Origin of the sequence: Rosenbergiella nectarea (genome assembly GCF_900111105.1) — a bacterium.
Classification (GTDB): Bacteria; Pseudomonadota; Gammaproteobacteria; order Enterobacterales; family Enterobacteriaceae; genus Rosenbergiella; species Rosenbergiella nectarea.
In genome coordinates this window covers 14,074-33,901 of record NZ_FOGC01000008.1, presented here as the reverse complement: position 1 = coordinate 33,901, position 19,828 = coordinate 14,074, and the positions used below count along the sequence as shown (strand labels likewise).

Here is a 19,828-nt window from a genome sequence, read left to right as displayed (position 1 = left end):
TACTGATCGGGAGCGTTTCTTAAGGCGTTTCAGGATTAAGGGAAGGGTAAATATCGAAGCGATGACTTTTCGTGACGACTGCGGAACTGGTCTCCACACCATTTAGCGGCGGGGCATAATCCGGACGCTTTACCACGATTCGTCGCTTAGCCAAAGCCCTAGCGGGATCCAATAGCCTGTCAGCATCTTCATCTGGACCGACTAAAGATTGAAATATTCTCATCTCTTTTTTGACCAATGCGCTCTTTTGACGATGAGGATACATCGGATCGAGATAAACGACATCTGGACGTGGGCTCAAGGTGCTAAGTTGTTGCGTGCTCGGGCCATATATTAGGGTCAGACGCTGCTGTAACCACTCACCAATTTCAGGGTCTTGATACCCCCGCTGTAACCCATCCTCCAATAAAGCCGCCACCACTGGGTGCCTTTCTATCATTCGTACTCGGCAGCCTAGTGATGCTAATACAAAGGCATCTCTTCCCAAGCCTGCTGTCGCATCGACAATATCCGGAAGATAAGCCCCTTTAATTCCGACTGCTTTCGCTACCGCTTCACCTCGGCCGCCACCGAATTTACGGCGGTGTGCCATCGCACCGGAAACAAAGTCGACGAAAACGCCACCGAGCTTAGGCTCATCACGTTTACGCAGTTCTAATTGCTCATCGGTTAACACGAGGGCCAATGGCGCATTCTCATCGTGGGTTAAACGCCAGCGTTCGGCGATCTCCGTTAAGGCACCCGATTGGGTGCCCGTTTCGTCAAGTAAGTAAATATTCACTTACTAGCCTTCAATACCGTATTGCTTGAGCATGGCGTCGATTTGCGGCTCACGCCCACGGAAACGCCTGAACAGTGCCATTGGTGCTTCAGAGCCGCCACGGCTTAAGACGTTATCTAAGAATGATTGTCCGGTTTCGCGGTTAAAGATCCCCTCTTCTTCGAAACGCGACCAAGCATCCGCGGCCAGTACATCTGCCCAGAGATAACTGTAGTAGCCCGCCGCATAGCCGCCAGCAAAGATATGACTGAAGGCATGAGGGAAGCGCCCCCAAGATGGAGAAGGCATTACCGCGACTTTTTTCTTCACATCTTGTAGGATGTCGAGAACACGAGCCCCTTTCTCCGGCTGGTATTCGGCATGCAGACGGAAGTCAAAAAGGCCGAACTCAAGCTGGCGCAGAATAAACATGGCGGCATTATAATTTTTTGCTGCCAACATTTTTTCCAGTAAGGCTTGAGGAAGTGGCTCGCCTGTCTCGTAGTGACCAGAGATAAAGGCAAGCGCCTCTGGCTCCCAGCACCAGTTTTCCATAAATTGGCTAGGTAGCTCGACAGCATCCCATGGCACGCCATTGATGCCGGAAACGCCTGCTGTGTCGATTTGCGTCAACATATGGTGAAGCCCGTGACCGAACTCATGGAACAGCGTAACCACTTCGTCATGCGTGAAGAGTGCTGGCTTATCGCCGACAGGACGGTTGAAGTTACAGGTGAGGTAAGCCACCGGTTTTTGTAATGAGCCATCGGCTTTTTTCATGCGTCCGACACAGTCGTCCATCCACGCCCCGCCACGCTTATGTTCACGCGCGTAGAGGTCAAGATAGAAGCTACCCACCAGCTGGTCATCGCCATCGAACAGGTCAAAGAAGCGCACTTCAGGATGCCATACCTCGACATCGTGACGTTCTGCTGCACGCAATCCGTAGACTCGACGGATGACTTCGAATAGACCGCTCAGCGCGCGCTGCTCAGGGAAGTAAGGGCGTAATTGCTCGTCGCTAATGGTATAGAGATGTTGTTTCTGCTTTTCGGCATACCACGTGATATCCCAAGGCTGTAAATCGCACACCCCGTAGTGCTGTTGGGCAAACTCACGTAATTGAGCAAGTTCACGCTGGCCTTGTGGCTGAGCGCGATCGGCAAGGTCGTTGAGGAATCCAATGACTTGGTCCGTTGACTCTGCCATTTTGGTGGCTAACGACTTCTCTGCGAAGGAACCGAAACCGAGCAGCTGCGCAATTTCATGACGTAATGCCAACTCTTCTTCGATCAGTGGGCCATTATCCCATTTTCCCGCAGTAGGTCCCTGGTCTGAAGCGCGAGTGCTGTAAGCACGATACATCTCTTCGCGTAATGCTTGGTTGTCGCAGTAAGTCATTACCGGTAAGTAGCTTGGAATATCCAGCGTCAATAACCAACCTTGCTGTTGTTTTGCTTCGGCTTGTGCCTTCGCGGCGGCGAGAGCGCTTTCTGGCATACCGGCCAGTTCGCTTTCCTCTGTGATCAGCTTACTCCAGCCCATCGTCGCATCTAATACGTTATTGCTGTAAGCCGCGCCAATCTCTGATAGGCGCGCAGAGATTTCACCGTAGCGTTTTTGTTTATCGCTCGGCAATCCAATACCTGACAGCTCGAAGTCGCGTAAGGCGTTATCCACCGCTTTCTGCTCCGCTAAGGATAATGCGGCAAACTCAGGGCTGTCCTTTAAGCTGCGGTACGCTTGGTAAAGACCAGCATGTTGTCCAACCCAGGTTCCATACTCTGACAAGAGGGGTAGCACGCCTTCATAGGCTTCACGTAATTCGGGGCTGTTCTTGACCGAATTAAGATGGCTGACGGGTGAAAAAATACGTCCCAAGCGGTCATCGGCTTCTGCTAAAGGCTGGCAAAGATTTTGCCAAGTGTAGGGGCCAGGCTGGGCAACCACGCGTTCAACCGTTGCGCGGCACTCGTCTAGCGCCGCCGTAACCGCTGGCACAACATGCTCGGTTTTTATCGCTGAGAAAGGAGGCAAGCTGAAAGGGGTGAGTAGTGGGTTTGTCATAGCACCATCCTATAAAAATTTGAGTTGAACGCTGATCGTATTCTTAAGATATGGGGACGAATAGAAAAATATCAATCATCCCGCCGCTGACCTTGCGTAATGCTACTGCCGCTGAGCGCAATTTGTTATACTTACCCCTCATAGACAGCTACGCCTGTCTCGTTTTTTGTCGTGTTCTGTTATAAAGGAAATCACATGCTGAGCTATCGCCATAGCTTCCACGCGGGTAACCATGCCGACGTTTTAAAGCACACCGTGCAAAGCCTTATTATTTCGGCATTAAAAGAGAAGGATAAACCTTTTCTCTATTTGGATACTCATGCAGGGGCTGGCCGTTATCTTCTTAACAGCGAACACGCTGAGCGGACAGGCGAATATATGGAAGGTATCGCACGTATCTGGCAGCAAAGTAATACGCCTGCCGAACTCGCGCCCTATCTTCAAGCGGTACGTGATTTAAACCCCTCGGGTCAACTCAAATACTACCCAGGATCACCGTTGATTGCTCGCCACTTATTACGTGAGCAAGATCAGTTACAACTGACAGAGCTGCACCCTAGCGACTATCCGCTACTACGCGGTGAGTTTCAAAAAGATCTGCGTGCTGTTGTCGCGCGAGGCGATGGGTATCAGCAACTGAAAGCGAAACTGCCCCCCCCCTCTCGTCGCGGTCTGATCCTTATCGATCCCCCTTACGAGATCAAAACGGATTATCAAGCGGTAGTCCAAGGGATCGCTGAAGGTTACAAACGCTTCTCAACCGGCGTTTATGCCTTGTGGTATCCGGTCGTATTACGGCAGCAGATCAAGCGGATGGTTACCGATCTGAAGGACACCGGCATCCGTCGGATCCTGCAGATCGAGCTTGCCGTCAAGCCAGACAGCGACCAACGAGGTATGACAGCCTCCGGCATGATTGTGATTAACCCGCCGTGGAAATTAGAACAGCAGATGCGCTCAGTGCTACCATGGTTGCACGAACAATTAGTCCCGCAAGGCATCGGCCATACGTTAGTCGAGTGGATTGTTCCTGAATAACGAATGTCGAGCGCTATCTTATATAGCGCTCGGTACACTGATGCGATACAAGCGACCTAACTCTTAAAGATTAACGACCATAAAGTCGTAAGCCAACTCAGTGTTGGCAAATTCCGTCCGGCATTCTGCCAGCAGTCGCGGCATATCCTGCTGACGATAGCGTGAACTAAAATGTGTCGCGATCAATTTACCCACCTGTGCCTGCTGAGCAATCGATGCCGCTTGCGCCGTGGTAGAGTGCCCCCTGCCATTCGCCTTTTCTGCCATCGCGGCTTCTAAGGTAGCCTCATGCACTAAAATATCTGCGTGCATCGCCAAGACAACCGCGTTGTCACAGGGTGCCGTATCGCCGAGAATTGTCACCACCTTCCCTTTTTTACTTGGTCCAAGGTAGCGTTCGGCCATGACGTCACGTCCATCGGGTAAACGAATATTCTTCCCTTTTTTTAACTGCTGTAACCAAGCCCCAGCCGGAATATTGTCGTCCTTCAGCCGCCGCTCGTCCAATCTCCCTGGGCGATCTCGCTGCTCGATGCGGTAGCCGAAACAAGGGATCACATGGTTTAACGGCTGGGCGATAACCCGAAATTCGTCGTTTTCTTCGATGATGCCTGGCTCCACTTCGATAATCTCAAGCGGAAAATCTACCCACGAGCCACTGACCGTAAGCGCCGTATCAATAAAGGTTTTCAACCCTTTCGGGCCATAAATAGTGAGGGGCGTCGCAATACTGCTCATCGAGCGGCTGGTCAATATACCGGGGAGACCGAAGATATGATCCCCATGAAGATGAGTAATAAAAATTTTCTCTAAACGGCCCGGTTTTAGCTCCGTTCGCATAAACTGATGCTGCGTTGCCTCACCACAATCAAATAACCATGTCTCACCCTTTGGTGAGAAGCTGAGTGCTATACTGGTGACATTACGTTGTAAACTGGGTGCACCCGCACAGGTACCAAGAAAAGTTAAATACATCGCTGCATCCCATTAGCTGTTATTTCATGATCTAAGCCTATCACAGCTATAGAAGCAAACTTTGCATAGTTTTTCTGCCGCAGGTTACACTGTACTGAGAAATTTATTCATTTATCGACCTCAACTAAAATGGAAGGAACGATGACGAAACATTATGACTATCTCGCTATTGGTGGCGGGAGTGGCGGTATCGCCTCGATCAATCGAGCAGCCATGCACGGTAAGAAATGCGCCTTAGTGGAAGCCAAAGCGCTAGGTGGAACCTGTGTCAACGTCGGCTGTGTGCCTAAAAAAGTGATGTGGCATGCCGCGCAAATTGCAGAAGCCATTCATATGTACGGCCCAGATTACGGCTTCGATACTACCGTGAATAAATTTGATTGGAAAACCCTGATCAAGAATCGTTCTGCCTATATCGATCGTATTCATCACTCTTACGATAACGTATTGGGAAAAAATAATGTCGATGTGATCCGAGGCTTTGCGACCTTTGTCGACGCCCACACCGTTGAAGTGAATGGCGAAACCTACACGGCTGATCATATTTTGATTGCAACAGGCGGTCATCCTGTTCTCCCCACGATTCCAGGTGCTGAATACGGGATCGACTCCGATGGTTTCTTCGAGCTGGATCAACTTCCGGCTCGTGTGGCGGTGATCGGAGCGGGCTACATCGCTGTAGAAGTGGCGGGTGTTTTGAATTCATTGGGTGCAGAAACCGACCTCTTCTTACGTAAAGATAAGCCGTTACGGGGTTTCGACCCGCTTCTTTCCGATACCCTCGTCGAGGTGATGGAAAAAGAGGGGCCTCACCTGCATAAGCAGTGTGAAGCGGAGCGTATTGAGAAAAACAGCGATGGTAGCTTAACTATCTATTTCACCAACGGTGAAGAACACAATACTGATTGCTTGATCTGGGCAATTGGCCGCGCGCCATCAACCGATAGTATCAATCTTTCGGCCACGGGTGTTGAGCTGAACGACAAAGGCTACATCAATGTCGACAAGTTTCAAAATACCTCTGTCCCAGGCATTTATGCTGTCGGTGATAATACAGGTGCTGTCGAATTAACACCTGTCGCGGTCGCCGCGGGACGTCGTCTCTCCGAGCGTTTATTTAATAACAAACCTGACGAGCATTTAGACTACTCCAATATCGCGACCGTCGTGTTTAGCCATCCACCTATCGGTACTGTCGGCCTTAGCGAGCCGGATGCCCGTGCACAATTCGGTGATGAGCAGGTGAAGGTTTATACCTCTTCATTCACGGCGATGTACACTGCGGTAACTCAATACCGCCAACCTTGCCGTATGAAGTTGGTCTGTGTGGGTAAAGAAGAGAAAATCGTCGGTATTCATGGTATCGGTTATGGTATGGACGAGATGCTACAAGGGTTCGCCGTTGCATTGAAAATGGGCGCAACCAAGCGTGACTTCGATAATACCGTGGCGATCCACCCAACTTCTGCGGAAGAGTTTGTGACGATGCGTTAAGTAACTTAACCGGAAAAAAACCACCTGCGGGTGGTTTTTTTTTAAGGTATTACGCAGAGCGTCCTGGCTCAGCGTCAGCGTTTATTATTTCCCTTGGGGATCGCTCTCACCCAAGAAGAAATACCAGAGAGGAATCGACATTAAGCCAGTAAAGACACTAGTATAGATGATAATCATCATCCCTTGCATCACATACATCCCCCCCGACCATTCGCCAAAAGGAAGGTGATATTCCTCAATCACGCCACCGATGATCGCTCGCGCCATCACGGTACAGGTTATTAACCAAATAACGATGACACCCCGGATAAAGTTACGCTTTTTCTTCCGCTGTTGTTGCTGCTCCGCCGTGAACTGAGATGACTCGCTTATCGGTGTATGTTGCATGGTTAACGCCCTCTTCCAGCGATAGATATCGATCAAAATAAAAAGTACAAGGCTTACCCCAAGAACAGGTAAGGCATAACTTATCAGCAGAGCGAAGATGATAACGATACTGCGCGTAACAATGTGGCAGTTCCGCCAAGCCTCGCTTAACGTCTGCGTTGGCGAGTGGTCGGCTGGATGAGGCCGACGCCGCCACCATTGCCGATACCCCATAATAATCAGGGCGCAGAGCCCGAGTGCAAACAGGGCAAGTATTAACTGATTTAATCCGCCAAATAAGAGCCCCATGTGCGCATCAACACCCCAGCGGGTTAATTTTGCCAGAAGCGGGTAATCGCGAAACTCGACGTGATCAATTACAGTAAGGGTTTTAGGATCCAATGCGACGGCATCGACCTGCACCGGCCAACGATGGTCAATTTCAGTGACAGTCCAAGTATGGTAACTATCCTTAGGCGGCCGAATTTCAATTTTAGCGGCCTGTATTCCACTCTGTCGTGCCTCGAACAGTGCGCGGTCCCATTCACCATCCGCCACGTTATAAGTCGGTGCAGAGGTTGGCGAAGGTTGGCTCATATCCATACCGGGCATACTGCCCATATCCATGGCCTGATGCTCAGCATGCGCATTTTTCGGTGCTTGGACCGTGACTCCCGCAACAACGGCAGTCACTTGTGGGGTTAACCACCCGAAGGCGTGTCGCAGCTGATTGACGTTGTCGCCCGCCCACTGTGACCAGGTAATTCCCGTAGCGGAAAGGAATAACATCCCTAAGAGTAATGCCCCACCGAACCGACGGTGCCAGCGCTGGCTAAAACTCGTCTTACGTTTACTTTGCTTAAGCTGTCGACGAGAACTCATCCAGAGAATGACACCCCCCAGCGCTGCAATCCACATCCATGAGGCGGCAAGTTCGCTGTACGCACGTCCGGCATTGCCTAACAGCAGGCTTTGATGGAGGTGATCGAGTGCCGTTCTAAACGGTAATATCCCCGATGTACCATAGACGGTGTAGTTGCCGGTCACCGTGAGACGATAAGGATCAATAAAGATAGCCCGGGTTTCCGAAGGTCCTAGTCCAGCCTGGGAAAATTGAACACGGGTGGTATCCGTGGCGCTAGGAGCAGGACGTACCGCGGCAAGCGTGGCGGGTTGATGAATCGCCCGCTTCGCCGCGGCAACTTGTGCAGCAAGAGGCTGAACGGTGCCATGCGGAACCACCTTGAGCGTAGAGGCATATAGCCCACTCTCCACACTGGGAGTGATGACATAAAGCATGCCCGTCAGGGACGCGATAAAAATAAACGGCCCAATAAATAAGCCAATATAAAAATGTAAACGACGGAGCAATAGCATAAATGCATTATTGCTGTTCGACGTCGCTTTTGCAGACTGAGTCATAGCGATCTCGCGGGTCAAAAAGAAAGTCAACGCACTGTATTCAGTGCACTATTGATTCACTCCGGACCCGCGGAGGTCCCCTCGAGAGTTGAGGCGGATAACAAGCGGTTAAGATAATCGTGCGATAAGGTAACTGAGGAGGCGTCCGAGATAAGGCGCTAATCAGCAAAAGGATAGCGGCAGCAATCCACGCGAAAAAAGGAAAGTGGACCAGTAATTCACAGTAGCCACAGACCATGCCCGATGCAGGAAGAGACCTATGGTCGCTTTTTTCGGCTGACATACTGTGTGACATCATCGCGTCTGACATTTCCCCATTGCCCATTGCGTCACTGCAGCGTTGTTCAGTCTGTGTGATACGCGAGGCGTGGGCGAGGTAAAGTGACTGCGAGATTAACGGCGCAATGAACAACAGTAAGATCGACAGTACTGCAAGTACTGCGGCAAGTCGATATTTTACGGGGGTCATGAACATGTGCGCGGTCTATTTTATCAAGCCTTAGGGCAACAGTATAAACTGCCCCGAGGCGAGGGCGTTAATGATTAGTGTGCTGATTTATCATGGCGAGAGAGTTTATCTAAATAGCCCATCACAAACGCAGAGAAGACAAAGGTAACGTGTAGCACGACATACCAAAGAATTTTCGTATTATCGATAGTGCGTACTTCCATAAAAACACGCAGAAGATGAATGGATGAAATGGCGACGATTGACGCTGCAACCTTATTCTTTAGCGATCCCGCGTCCATTTTGCCTAACCAGCTCAACTTCTCTTTGCTTTCATCGATGTCGAGACGAGAAATAAAGTTTTCATACCCAGATAACATCACCATAATCAGTAATCCGCCCACCAGCGACATATCAATCAGGGACAGCAGTAATAAAATGAGATCGTTTTCACTTACAGTAAACAGCTCAGGAAGAACGTGAATGACTTCTTGGAAAAATTTCACCGTTAACGCCAGTAGCCCAATCGATAGGCCAAAATAGACAGGCGCCAAGATCCAGCGGGTGGCATACATTAAATTTTCTACAAAACGTTCCATAATAATCCGAGCAAGAAAAAGACGTGTGAGCCAGTATAGCAAACCGCGCGTGCAAACTGACCCACAAATCTTCACCAATTACTCATCGACGCCCACAAACCCGCCGGTTTGACGTTGCCATAAACGGGCATAGATACCTTGGTGTGCTAATAATTGTTGATGCGTCCCCTGCTCGGCAATCCGTCCTTGATGTAATACAATAAGACGGTCCATACGCGCGATGGTCGACAAGCGGTGTGCAATGGCGATAACGGTTTTCCCGCTCATTAGCGATTCTAAACTCTCCTGTATCGCCGCTTCGACCTCGGAATCCAACGCTGATGTCGCTTCATCCATAATCAAGATCGGTGCATTTTTTAATAACACACGGGCGATGGCAATGCGTTGCCGCTGTCCACCGGACAATTTAACCCCTCGCTCACCCACTTGCGCGTCCAGACCGCTACGCCCTTCATTATCGGAGAGTTGGGGAACAAATTCATCGGCGCGCGCGCCGATGATCGCCGTCGCAAGTTCTTCCTCTGTCGCATCAGGGCGGCCATATAACAGGTTATCCCGGATGGAGCGGTGCAGCAGTGAGGTATCTTGGGTGATCATCCCGATTTGACTGCGTAAGCTATCTTGAGTGACCTGCGCGATATCTTGATGATCGATGCTAATTTTACCCTGATCGACATCGTACATTCGTAGTAAAAGGTTAACTAGCGTCGATTTACCCGCTCCCGAGGAGCCGATTAAGCCAATTTTTTCGCCAGGCTGAATGGTTAAATTAAGGTGGTCGATAATGGTCCGTTCTTTCGAATAGCCAAAGCGTACATGGTCGAAAACAATCTCCCCTTGTGTCACAGTAAGCTGCTGCGCATGCGGCGCATCTTGCACGCTCAGTGGCTGAGAAACGGTTTTCATCCCATCTTGGACGGTACCAATATTATCGAAAATACCGTTAACCACCCACATGATCCATCCGGACATATTGACCAGACGAATAACTAGCCCCGTCGCTAAGGCAATGGCCCCAACTGAGATCAATGATTGACTCCAAAGCCATAGCGCCAACCCGGTTGTTGTCACAATCAATGCGCCATTCATGGTCGAAAGGGTAACATCCATCGCCGTAATCATTCTTCCGGCTAATTGCGTTTTTTCCGTCTGATCTTGGAGGGTCTCGCGGGCGTTTTGCTCTTCGAGTGCGCTATGCGCAAACAGTTTTAAGGTAGCAATGTTGGTGTAACCATCAACAATAAATCCCATTAATTTGGAGCGAGCTTCCGAAGAGACGACCGAACGTTGTTTGACGCGTGGCACGAAATAGCGTAATGCCGCAACGTAGACCACCATCCAAACAATTAATGGGATCATCAATTTCCAATCAGTTTCTGCAAAGAGCACCAGAGAGGTCACGGCATAGATCACGACATGCCAAATTGCATCGACAAGCTGCACCGCAGAGTCTCGTACTGAGTTACCCGTTTGCATAATACGTTGTGCAATGCGCCCAGCAAAATCGCCTTGGAAGAAGGACAAACTTTGGCGCAACACGTAGCGATGATTTTGCCAGCGGATCATACTGGTCATCCGCGGGTTAATAGTTTGGTGAATGAGTAAATCATGCAACCAAATCATTATTGGGCGGATCACTAACGCGACTGCACCCATCCACAACAGAATAGGCCAATGCTCATGAAATATCGTCGCGGGCCGACTGTGGTTAACGAGGTCGATAATGGTACTTAAATAGCTAAAAAGTGCGACTTCAATCAGCGCACCAAGGAAACCCACCACCAGTAAGCCGGCAAAACAAGGCCATACTTGCCGTAAATAGAAAAGATAGAAAGCGCCAATCGCTTTAGGTGGCTCGGCACTCGGGGCCTCGCGGAAAATATCAATCAATCGTTCAAAACGCTCAGAAATCATAACTATACCGACTCTATGCAGTGCATGAACCAATAAGTTTACTGTAAAAACGATTGAACTGCCGCCTTCAGTAACGATTATTCGGCTATTAATCTGGCCGCAGGGTTCACCAGTGAGGGGGGGAGTAGCGTATGAACTTATTATTTATTCACGATAAGGCTGCCCAGGTAATGGCAACAGCCTAGTGCAGCAATACTTAGTTGATGACCACGGGTACCGTTTTTTCTTGCCACGATGTTTTATCAAAAGCTCGACCGTAGATCAGCTGTAAGCTTGTAGTCCCTGCTTGCTGAGCTATGAAGGTGAAGGTTTGTTTACCTGAACAGCCTACCGCACCTTTGGGACAATCTTTATTTTGTTGATAATCACTCGAGACAAAGATTAATTCCTGTGGCAGTTTGCTAATCATCCACTGATAACCGGTGGTGGGGTTACTCTTAACCTCTAGTCGAACGATTTTCCCCTGCGCGCCTTCAAGTGTCGGCACTGACTCGGCGGCAAATAAGGGTGACGATGCAAGCAGCATTACGCCGGCGAGCAGTGGAGTGATCATTTTCATAACGTTTTCCTTGAGTGTAAGCCGTAAGAAGCCTTAGTTTAGTAAACCGAGATGTTCAACTAAAATCGATGTACCAATCCCCATCAGCACCACACCGCCTAAAATTTCCGCCCATTTACCCAATACAGGACCGATAAATCGCCCGATAAGCATGCCGGTGGTGGCCATAATCATGGTGCTGATCCCAATAGTCAATGCGGTCAGCACAATATTGACCTGTAGGAAAGCCAGCCCTACGCCAACGGCGAGTGCATCTAAGCTTGTCGCTACCGCCGTTAAGGCTAATACCATAAATCCATGGCGCTCTGGAGGACTAATCTCCTCGTCATTACGATGACGTAATCCTCCGATCACCATGCGTCCGCCGAGCACCATGAGTAAGACAAACGCTATCCAGTGGTCCCAAGCCATCACATATCGACTTGCTGCAATACCGAGGGCCCATCCAAGTAAAGGAGTCAATGTTTCAATCACACCGAAAATGAGACCTGTACGGAGGGCCTCTTTGAGGGTGACGTGTTTAAGTACAGCGCCCTTACCTAAGGCGGCGGCAAAAGCATCCATCGACATGCCCAGGGCAAGAATAAGTGTGGTCAGTATGTTCATAATAATCTGAGTAACTATACAAAGTAACAGTGATGTTCCCTGATCGGGAAGTCGTCATGGAGAGGAGTCTACCATGCAAAGGGTTAAATAAAAAAGCAATAAAATCATGTAGTTAAGTATAGCAAAGGCTATAACTTTTACCCTAATACATAAACGAGGCGCAAGCCGAGGATATTCTTGGTAAAATTAGTTTTTGTTTTATGGTGAGTTAAATCACGCTCGACGTGAAGAAAATACGAGTGCCTTATGAAAAATCCGCTTGAAACACTCTTCATCCCCGCTGGGATCTTATTGCTGGGCTTTCTGTCGGCATTGTTACTGCCCGCCCCAACTTTCGGTATTGGCTTGGCCAAGTCCATAATGCAAGGGTTCCATCTTATGGACCTCAATCAGCTTTATACGATTGTTTTCGCCTTATGGTTTCTCTTTTTGGGAACGCTAGAGTACTTACTGATACGTTTTATCTGGCGGCGTTTTATCGCTAACGTAGCCTGATCAATTAGTGGCAAATTTAACAGATAATTAACCACTATGTGACATAAATCACATTATAGGTTGAGTGGCGATTATATTATGAATTATCATTATCTTACGGAATAAAAAGGTAATTATTAGCAATAATTCTAATAGTTATATTGAACTCACTAATAATAGTAGAATGAATAAATAATTAATTGATTTATATGTTAAAAAAATACATACGACTATGATTTTCCATCTATTTTAATTGCTGCCGTTTCTCGAAAAATACTTCAAATCCGATGTTTAAATTAGACAGGGAAATGTTATATTTATCGGTATCTTACCGAGAGCTTCATTTACTGTCACCACGCTGTAAGCGGATCGGCGTCTTACAGAAGAGGATATTGCCTCATGTCGAAATCACCATTACATCTACCACTCTCCATGAGTGCGAGCCACGCTATGACTGCTAATGTACCCGAATCTTCTCCCCTCGATATGTTATTGATTGGCGCGGGAATTATGAGCGCAACCTTGGGTACTTTTCTGCAAGACGTTGAACCGACTTGGCGTATTGAGATGGTAGAACGCCTGCCTGGCGTTGCAGAAGAGTCATCAAATGGTTGGAATAATGCTGGGACTGGCCACTCAGCGTTGGCGGAGTTGAACTATACACCGCAACGTGCTGATGGCTCGATTGATATCTCTAAGGCGATTTCGATTAACGAGGCCTTTATGGTTTCTCGTCAGTTTTGGGCTTCATTGGTAGAGCAAGGTCGTTTAGGCAACCCGAGCAGTTTTATCAATACCACGCCCCATATGAGTTTCGTGTGGGGAGATGACAATGTCAATTTCCTGAGAAAGCGCGCAGAGAGTTTACGTAACAGTTGCTTATTCCGCGGAATGGCCTTTTCTGATGAAGCCGAAACGATCCAACAGTGGGCACCACTGATTATGAAAGGACGTCGACCAGGAGAGAAAGTGGCTGCGACCCACTCACCTTTCGGTACTGATGTGAATTTCGGTGAATTAACCAAACAACTTATTGAGAGTTTACGTCAACGCGATAATTTCAACCTATCCCTTCGTCAAGAAGTGCGAACGATTACGCGCTTAAAGAATGGCTTGTGGCAAGTCACGCTACAAAACCTGATGAATAACACCTCGCGTACGGTGACCGCGAAACATATCTTCATTGGCGCTGGCGGTGGCGCACTCCCTCTCCTACAGAAAACCGGGATTGACGAAGCGAAAAAATTTGCGGGTTTCCCGGTAGGTGGCTCCTTCTTAGTGACCGAAAACCAAGACTTGGTCCAGCAGCACTTAGCTAAAGTTTACGGTAAGGCCAGTGTTGGGGCGCCGCCAATGTCGGTGCCTCATGTCGACACACGCGTTCTCGATGGTAAACAAGTGCTCCTGTTTGGGCCATTTGCCACGTTCTCTACCAAGTTCCTTAAACAAGGCTCTTTACTCGATATGTTTGGCTCGATGACGCCGAATAATATTGTCCCGATGATGCAAGTCGGGGCGCGTAATTTCGGCCTAGTGAAATATCTTATCGGGCAAGTACTTCTTACCGATAAAAATCGCCTCGATGCGCTGCGTGAATATGTCCCTCACGCTAAGGCGGAAGATTGGCGCTTAGTCGTCGCCGGTCAACGTGTGCAAGTCATTGAAAACGATGGCAGTAAAGGCGGTACGTTAAAACTGGGTACTGAGATTATTACCTCGCAGGACGGAACCATTTCAGCACTTTTAGGAGCATCACCCGGTGCATCAACCGCTGCCCAAGCGATGCTTGAGGTAATGGGCAGGATCTTTAAAGATGAGATCGCTTCTGAAAGCTGGCAACAAAAGATTAAGCAATTGATCCCTTACTGGAAAACTGCGCTTAACGATGATGAACAAGCCACCGAGCAGGTCTTGAAGCACACTAGTGAAGTCTTAGAACTCGATTACCCTACGCCTGATAGCGAGCAAGAGGCTGTAACACTTAGCCCTTTACCCATCACTGAGGGTGAACCTCTCTCGGTATGATAGCAAACGGCCTGCTTTATGCAGGCCGCTTACGCTATGCCATGATCACTTCACCCAGCATCCAACTCGCTGTCATCACGAGAGTTAGCGCCATCACGCTATTGAATACCCAGCGTTTACTGGCATCTTGTAGCAAGCCACTCATCTTATCGCCTAGCATCGCCCAAATAATGACGCAAGGCAGTGTCATTGATCCATAGCTTAGCAACATCCAACTCAACGGAATGTCGGCAGCGTAGACCAGCGCGACATTCAAACACATCAGCCATGCTTTAGGGTTTACCGCCTGAAATAAGACCGCCCCGAAAAAACTCATCGGTGTTGAAGCTTGCGTGAGTTCGGGGGCTGCAGAACGAAAAATTTTCCATGCAAGCCAGAATAGGTATCCACTGCCTAATAGCGTAAGCGGTATACGGATCATCGCCATCCAATGTAAGAGTTGTTCAAAGGCTAAGATGGAAAAGAGCAGTTGTACGAGACAGCCCGCGATAATCCCTAGCACCATGGGCAAGGTCTTTTTCAAACCATAATTAACCCCAGAGGTCGCCAACATCACATTATTTGGACCCGGTGTGACCGACATAACGACGACATAACTAATGTAAGAGGGATCAAGCATGATGAGTGTCCTGCAAAAATTGAGTGAGGCTATGCTACCTCAGCGGTAAAAAGGGTAACAGAGACAAAAAAGGTTTATTGTAATGAGTACAATTTTAGTTATAGTAAATTGTACCCATCAAACCCATGACTAGGTGTATCCATGACAGAGGCCACGACTCGCTATCAGCAACTTGCCGACGAATTTGCAACCTTAATCCATCAAGGAAAAATCAAGGCAGGTCAGCGACTACCTGCTATTAGGCGTGTTGCTGAAACGCATCAGGTAAGTGTCAACACAGTGCTCGCTGCATGGCAGCGCTTAGAAAATCGAGGGTTGGTGGAAGCGAGACCTCAGTCAGGATTTTACGTACGGAGTGTGCTCGCAGAGGTCGCCACCTCCGCGCCAAGACAGTTAAAGCCTCGCGAATTAGGCCGAGAAAAAATGGCGTTAATTGAAGCGGCTTTTGCCGCTCAGCGTAATCCCGCTTACACCAATATTTCACTCGCCTGTCCTCAGCATGAGGACTTTTTCCCCACCGCTAAACTGACAAGAATTGCCGCTTCGCTATTACGAAGACAACCTGAAATCATTGCTAAGTATGCGCTACCCAATAATGGCGAACCGCTACGCGAGCAAATTGCTAAACGCGCCCTCTATTCGGGCTTGTCCCTCTCTGCCGAGGAGATCATTATTACTCACGGCTGTTCAGAAGCGATTCAATTAGCCTTGCGGGTTATCACCTCCCCCGGGGATTGTATCGGTGTCGAAAGCCCAACCTACTTCTTCCTTTTTCCATTATTAGCTGAACTGGGATTGAAAGCCGTCGAGATCCCTACCGATCCCCGAAAAGGGATCAAGATGGATGTACTTGAATTGATGTTAAAAGAGAAGCGGATCTCCGCGTTGATTACCATCCCTACGGTTCATAACCCATTAGGTTTTACTTCCGCTATCGCGGATAAAAAGCGATTGGCACAGTTAGCACAACACTATCAATTACCGATAATTGAAGACGGTATCTATAGCGAATTACAATTTCATGCCCCCGAGTCACCGGCGGTTAAAAGCTTCGATAAAGAAGGTTGGGTGATCTACTGCACCAGCTTTACCAAAACCCTGGCACCGGATTTTCGTATTGGCTGGATGATGGCGGGCCGTTTTCATGACGCGATCTCTCGTCTGAAAGGCTTGAGCACGTTAGGCGAGTCGGCTCTGTTAACCTCTACCTTAGCCGAATTTATCGCTAATGGCGGGTATGACCACCACTTACGCTCACTGCGCAGGCGCTATGCCAGCAATATGGATAAGGTCAGAGATATGATTTCGCGCTATTTTCCAGAAGGGACACAGGCGACACGGCCGATGGGCGGCTTCGTTTTCTGGGCTGAGCTGCCGGGAAAAATTAATACCGTTGATTTATTCGAACAGTTATTGAATGAACGTATCTGTGTAACACCGGGTTCTCTCTATTCACTCAGCGAGCACTACCACCATGCGTTACGCTTATCCTGCTGCTATCCTTTTGATGAGCGCTACCGTTATGCACTGCGTCGTACCGGTGAACTGGCTTGCGAGATGACGGGGATCCCACCGCAAGATTTTCAGATGACCGGTGCAACGACTCTCTGCGAAGGCAACAGCGAACCATAAGCTATACTGTAATAAACAAGACCTTTATCGCCCAAACCACAATGATGGAATTTTTATGGTTGAGACAAAAAATAATTCAAAGAAGGATAACGAAGACCACGAAGCGTCGGTCATCCCCATCAAAACGGGAAATGCCTCAGTGGATCACTCCATCAAGCAGGCTTCACGCTTCTATATTTGGTTTACTTCTCTTAGACCCGTGGCCCACTTTTTGCGGGCCATTGAGCGTTTTAATGATCGCTTAGGAAGCCAATTCGGTGCTGCAATCACCTACTTTTCCTTTCTGTCATTAATTCCCATCTTGATGGTTTCTTTTGCGGCACTTGGCTTTGTGTTGGCCTCGAACCAAGCATTACTTTCAGAGTTAATTGATAAAATCGTCAATAGTATTAGTGACCCAACCCTGACCTCAACGCTGAAAAATACCGTCAATACTGCTATTCAGCAGCGTACCACTGTGGGAATAACGGGGTTATTGCTGGCTCTTTATTCGGGAATTAGCTGGGTGGGTAACCTGCGCGAAGCCATTCGCGCCCAGTCCCGCGATGTGTGGGAACGCGCACCGAAAGATCAGGAGAAAATGTGGCATAAATACTTGCGCGATTTTGTCTCGTTAACCGGATTAGTGATCGCACTAGTGATCTCGGTTTCCTTAAACTCTATTGCCGGGTCCGCACAATCCACCTTAATCAGTGCGTTAGGGTTAGATCATATTAGTTGGTTACGTCCTCTGATTACTGTTAGCGCGTTATGTATATCAATAGGCTGTAACTATCTAATATTCCTTTGGATTTTCTGGATACTTCCTCGTCATAAGCCCCATAAAAAAGCCCTGTTCCGTGGCACCTTGTTAGCGGCAATAGGTTTCGAACTGATTAAGTTTATTATGACCTTTACCTTACCTAAATTAGCCTCTTCGCCTTCAGGCGCCGCATTTGGTTCAGTATTGGGATTAATGGCCTTCTTCTATTTCTTTGCCCGCTTAACACTGTTCTGTGCGGCATGGATCGCCACAGCGAACCCTCCAGCTTCTGACGAAGAAGATAACACGCCAACGTCTCATTAATATTTCGATAGGCTAAATTAAATAAACCATTTTTTTTAGCCTATTTTTAGTGTATCCCACCAGCTTACTCTCAATTTTCCTATAACTTCGTTTGTATAACGTCGTGTTACTACCATTATTCTCTATAGGGCTTGTGCGGCTACGTGTCGGTTAATTGAACCGTGGAGTATGGCTGCGTAATATGATTTTCCGATGTAAATAAAATAAGAAAATGGAATTATGCAAACTTCAGAAACTCTGGCTGAATATGCTCAGCATGCCCCCCCAATCAATTCACGTAATAAAGTGATCATCGCGTCTTTAGTCGGTACGGCAATTGAATTTTTCGATTTTTATATCTATGCCACGGCAGCGGTCATCGTTTTTCCACATATCTTCTTTCCGCAAGGCGATCCAACGGTTGCGACCTTACAATCGTTAGCGACCTTCGCTATTGCCTTCGTCGCCCGCCCGATTGGCTCTGCACTCTTTGGACATTTCGGCGATAAAGTTGGCCGTAAAGCAACATTGGTTGCTTCATTAATGACGATGGGTGTCTCTACGGTGATTATCGGCTTACTTCCCAGCTATCAGACCATCGGTGTTGCTGCGCCACTCCTTCTGGCCCTGGCTCGATTTGGTCAAGGTTTAGGCCTGGGTGGCGAATGGGGTGGCGCGGCGTTACTCGCAACGGAAAATGCACCTACCAAAAAAAGAGCGTTGTACGGCTCCTTCCCACAACTGGGCGCACCGATCGGTTTTTTCTTTGCTAATGGTACCTTTTTAGTGTTGTCATGGTTGCTGACTGACCAGCAGTTTATGCAGTGGGGATGGCGTGTTCCCTTTATCCTGTCCGCGGTGCTTGTCATTATCGGGCTGTATGTGAGGGTATCGTTGCACGAAAGCCCTGTCTTTACCCAAGCTCAACACGCACAGCAGCACGTCAGCCTGCCTATTAGTACCTTGTTTAAGAAACACTTCCGCGCAATGGTATTAGGTACTTTTATCATGCTGGCGACCTACACCCTGTTCTATATCATGACGGTTTATTCCATGAGCTACGGAACGACACCCGCGCCACAAGGGCTGGGCTTTTCCCGAAATAGTTTCTTATGGATGTTGATGGTGGCGGTGATCGGATTTGGTGTCGCGATCCCTATTGCTGGGATCTTGGCGGATCGCTTCGGTCGTCGCCCTACAATGATCGCCATTACCCTATTGATCATCGTGTTCGCCTTACTGTTCCCCACGATTTTGGCCAGTGGTTCACAGTGGTGGGTGATGCTCTTCCTGACGCTGGGGTTAACCATTATGGGTTTAACCTTCGGTCCTATGGGCGCTTTGTTACCCGAGCTCTTCCCCACCGAGGTACGCTACACCGGGGCATCCTTCTCCTATAACTTGGCATCAATATTAGGTGCTTCTGCCGCGCCCTATATTGCGACGTGGTTGAATGCCAACTGGGGCCTTTTCGCCGTAGGCCTTTATCTTGCCTCGATGGCTGTACTGACGTTAATCGCCCTCTTGATGAGCAAAGAGACTAGGCATACAACGCTCTAGCCACACCGTGCTTAACATCATTCCCCCAGTATGGGGGGGTGGATCAGCAGTAAAAATCCTCCTCCCCAATGGAAGTTTTGATTATTACTCCTGCAAGGGCCCATATAAAGTTTCTCTTCCCTTTAGCTAGTCAATCTACTGCCCATGCGCTTATCTGGTTTTATCCTGATGACATACAGGATCAACGGTTGCAGGTCACTTTGCAGAGAGTCGTTTTTTGAAACC

General features: G+C 48.5%; 17 protein-coding genes. 7 read left to right on the top strand and 10 right to left on the bottom strand.

Annotation, left to right across the window (positions count from 1 at the left end):
• Nucleotides 1-19 precede the first annotated feature (19 nt).
• Entirely contained in the window at nt 20-781 is a 762-nt protein-coding gene (gene rsmJ, locus BMX14_RS10460) for a 16S rRNA (guanine(1516)-N(2))-methyltransferase RsmJ (RefSeq protein ID WP_092676543.1), read from the bottom strand.
• A gap of 3 nt (nt 782-784) precedes the next feature.
• Nucleotides 785-2,827: an oligopeptidase A gene (gene prlC, locus BMX14_RS10455; RefSeq protein WP_092676540.1), complete on the bottom strand. Its 2,043-nt coding sequence runs from the start codon at nt 2,825-2,827 to the stop codon at nt 785-787.
• Nucleotides 2,828-3,022: 195 nt separating this feature from the next.
• On the opposite strand from prlC, the gene BMX14_RS10450 reads away from it, so the two are divergent.
• On the top strand, nt 3,023-3,865 hold the full coding sequence (locus BMX14_RS10450) for a 23S rRNA (adenine(2030)-N(6))-methyltransferase RlmJ (protein ID WP_092676537.1): 843 nt from the start codon (nt 3,023-3,025) through the stop codon (nt 3,863-3,865).
• 63 nt (nt 3,866-3,928) lie between these two features.
• Here the strand turns inward: BMX14_RS10450 and rnz are convergent, their stop codons facing one another.
• Nucleotides 3,929-4,840 (bottom strand): ribonuclease Z, encoded by a 912-nt coding sequence (rnz, locus tag BMX14_RS10445; RefSeq protein WP_092676534.1) that lies wholly within the window; start codon nt 4,838-4,840, stop codon nt 3,929-3,931.
• A 141-nt stretch (nt 4,841-4,981) separates the two neighbouring features.
• Here rnz and gorA point away from each other — a divergent pair, with 141 nt between their 5' ends.
• Nucleotides 4,982-6,334, top strand: coding sequence for a glutathione-disulfide reductase (gene gorA / locus BMX14_RS10440; RefSeq protein WP_092676531.1), 1,353 nt, complete (start codon nt 4,982-4,984; stop codon nt 6,332-6,334).
• Nucleotides 6,335-6,418: 84 nt separating this feature from the next.
• Here gorA and BMX14_RS10435 read toward each other — a convergent pair whose 3' ends face one another.
• From BMX14_RS10435 to mntP, 6 genes are all read right to left on the bottom strand, one after another.
• Complete coding sequence (locus BMX14_RS10435) at nt 6,419-8,122, bottom strand: DUF2534 family protein (RefSeq protein ID WP_092676825.1); 1,704 nt, start codon at nt 8,120-8,122, stop codon at nt 6,419-6,421.
• Nucleotides 8,123-8,162: 40 nt separating this feature from the next.
• Nucleotides 8,163-8,591: a DUF2946 domain-containing protein gene (locus tag BMX14_RS10430; RefSeq protein WP_177173132.1), complete on the bottom strand. Its 429-nt coding sequence runs from the start codon at nt 8,589-8,591 to the stop codon at nt 8,163-8,165.
• 74 nt (nt 8,592-8,665) lie between these two features.
• A complete protein-coding gene (locus BMX14_RS10425) occupies nt 8,666-9,169 on the bottom strand; it encodes a TIGR00645 family protein (RefSeq protein WP_048912933.1) in 504 nt (167 codons plus the stop codon).
• A gap of 78 nt (nt 9,170-9,247) precedes the next feature.
• Nucleotides 9,248-11,083, bottom strand: a complete 1,836-nt coding sequence (locus BMX14_RS10420) for an ABC transporter ATP-binding protein (RefSeq protein WP_092676525.1) — start codon at nt 11,081-11,083, stop codon at nt 9,248-9,250.
• A 196-nt stretch (nt 11,084-11,279) separates the two neighbouring features.
• Nucleotides 11,280-11,642 carry a protease inhibitor I42 family protein gene (locus BMX14_RS10415; RefSeq protein ID WP_092676522.1) on the bottom strand — a complete coding sequence of 121 codons (363 nt, stop codon included), beginning with the start codon at nt 11,640-11,642 and terminating at the stop codon, nt 11,280-11,282.
• 33 nt (nt 11,643-11,675) lie between these two features.
• A complete protein-coding gene (mntP, locus tag BMX14_RS10410) occupies nt 11,676-12,248 on the bottom strand; it encodes a manganese efflux pump MntP (protein ID WP_092676519.1) in 573 nt (190 codons plus the stop codon).
• Between the two features lie 246 nt (nt 12,249-12,494).
• On the opposite strand from mntP, the gene BMX14_RS10405 reads away from it, so the two are divergent.
• On the top strand, nt 12,495-12,743 hold the full coding sequence (locus BMX14_RS10405; RefSeq protein WP_092676516.1) for a DUF1158 family protein: 249 nt from the start codon (nt 12,495-12,497) through the stop codon (nt 12,741-12,743).
• Nucleotides 12,744-13,121: 378 nt separating this feature from the next.
• Nucleotides 13,122-14,747 carry a malate dehydrogenase (quinone) gene (gene mqo, locus BMX14_RS10400; protein WP_092676513.1) on the top strand — a complete coding sequence of 542 codons (1,626 nt, stop codon included), beginning with the start codon at nt 13,122-13,124 and terminating at the stop codon, nt 14,745-14,747.
• 34 nt (nt 14,748-14,781) lie between these two features.
• On the opposite strand, the gene BMX14_RS10395 is transcribed toward mqo, so the two are convergent.
• Complete coding sequence (locus BMX14_RS10395) at nt 14,782-15,366, bottom strand: LysE family translocator (RefSeq protein WP_092676510.1); 585 nt, start codon at nt 15,364-15,366, stop codon at nt 14,782-14,784.
• A 141-nt stretch (nt 15,367-15,507) separates the two neighbouring features.
• Between BMX14_RS10395 and BMX14_RS10390 the strand changes: the two genes are divergently transcribed.
• The 3 genes from BMX14_RS10390 (at nt 15,508) to BMX14_RS10380 (ending at nt 19,603) form a co-directional block, all read left to right on the top strand.
• On the top strand, nt 15,508-16,998 hold the full coding sequence (locus BMX14_RS10390) for an aminotransferase-like domain-containing protein (protein WP_092676507.1): 1,491 nt from the start codon (nt 15,508-15,510) through the stop codon (nt 16,996-16,998).
• A gap of 55 nt (nt 16,999-17,053) precedes the next feature.
• The gene (yhjD, locus tag BMX14_RS10385; protein WP_092676504.1) at nt 17,054-18,064 is read left to right on the top strand and encodes an inner membrane protein YhjD; all 1,011 of its coding nucleotides are present in this window, start codon (nt 17,054-17,056) and stop codon (nt 18,062-18,064) included.
• A 219-nt stretch (nt 18,065-18,283) separates the two neighbouring features.
• Entirely contained in the window at nt 18,284-19,603 is a 1,320-nt protein-coding gene (locus BMX14_RS10380) for an MFS transporter (protein ID WP_092676501.1), read from the top strand.
• Nucleotides 19,604-19,828: the final 225 nt, after the last annotated feature.

Bases quoted from the DNA above. Each gene is read 5' to 3' on its own strand.
- prlC (WP_092676540.1), bottom strand. From the start codon at position 2,827: ATGACAAACCCACTACTCACCCCTTTCAGCTTGCCTCCTTTCTCAGCG.
- BMX14_RS10450 (WP_092676537.1), top strand. From the start codon at position 3,023: ATGCTGAGCTATCGCCATAGCTTCCACGCGGGTAACCATGCCGACGTT.
- rnz (WP_092676534.1), bottom strand. From the start codon at position 4,840: ATGTATTTAACTTTTCTTGGTACCTGTGCGGGTGCACCCAGTTTACAA.
- gorA (WP_092676531.1), top strand. From the start codon at position 4,982: ATGACGAAACATTATGACTATCTCGCTATTGGTGGCGGGAGTGGCGGT.
- BMX14_RS10435 (WP_092676825.1), bottom strand. From the start codon at position 8,122: ATGACTCAGTCTGCAAAAGCGACGTCGAACAGCAATAATGCATTTATG.
- BMX14_RS10430 (WP_177173132.1), bottom strand. From the start codon at position 8,591: ATGACCCCCGTAAAATATCGACTTGCCGCAGTACTTGCAGTACTGTCG.
- BMX14_RS10425 (WP_048912933.1), bottom strand. From the start codon at position 9,169: ATGGAACGTTTTGTAGAAAATTTAATGTATGCCACCCGCTGGATCTTG.
- BMX14_RS10420 (WP_092676525.1), bottom strand. From the start codon at position 11,083: ATGATTTCTGAGCGTTTTGAACGATTGATTGATATTTTCCGCGAGGCC.
- BMX14_RS10415 (WP_092676522.1), bottom strand. From the start codon at position 11,642: ATGAAAATGATCACTCCACTGCTCGCCGGCGTAATGCTGCTTGCATCG.
- mntP (WP_092676519.1), bottom strand. From the start codon at position 12,248: ATGAACATACTGACCACACTTATTCTTGCCCTGGGCATGTCGATGGAT.
- BMX14_RS10405 (WP_092676516.1), top strand. From the start codon at position 12,495: ATGAAAAATCCGCTTGAAACACTCTTCATCCCCGCTGGGATCTTATTG.
- mqo (WP_092676513.1), top strand. From the start codon at position 13,122: ATGTCGAAATCACCATTACATCTACCACTCTCCATGAGTGCGAGCCAC.
- BMX14_RS10395 (WP_092676510.1), bottom strand. From the start codon at position 15,366: ATGCTTGATCCCTCTTACATTAGTTATGTCGTCGTTATGTCGGTCACA.
- BMX14_RS10390 (WP_092676507.1), top strand. From the start codon at position 15,508: ATGACAGAGGCCACGACTCGCTATCAGCAACTTGCCGACGAATTTGCA.
- yhjD (WP_092676504.1), top strand. From the start codon at position 17,054: ATGGTTGAGACAAAAAATAATTCAAAGAAGGATAACGAAGACCACGAA.
- BMX14_RS10380 (WP_092676501.1), top strand. From the start codon at position 18,284: ATGCAAACTTCAGAAACTCTGGCTGAATATGCTCAGCATGCCCCCCCA.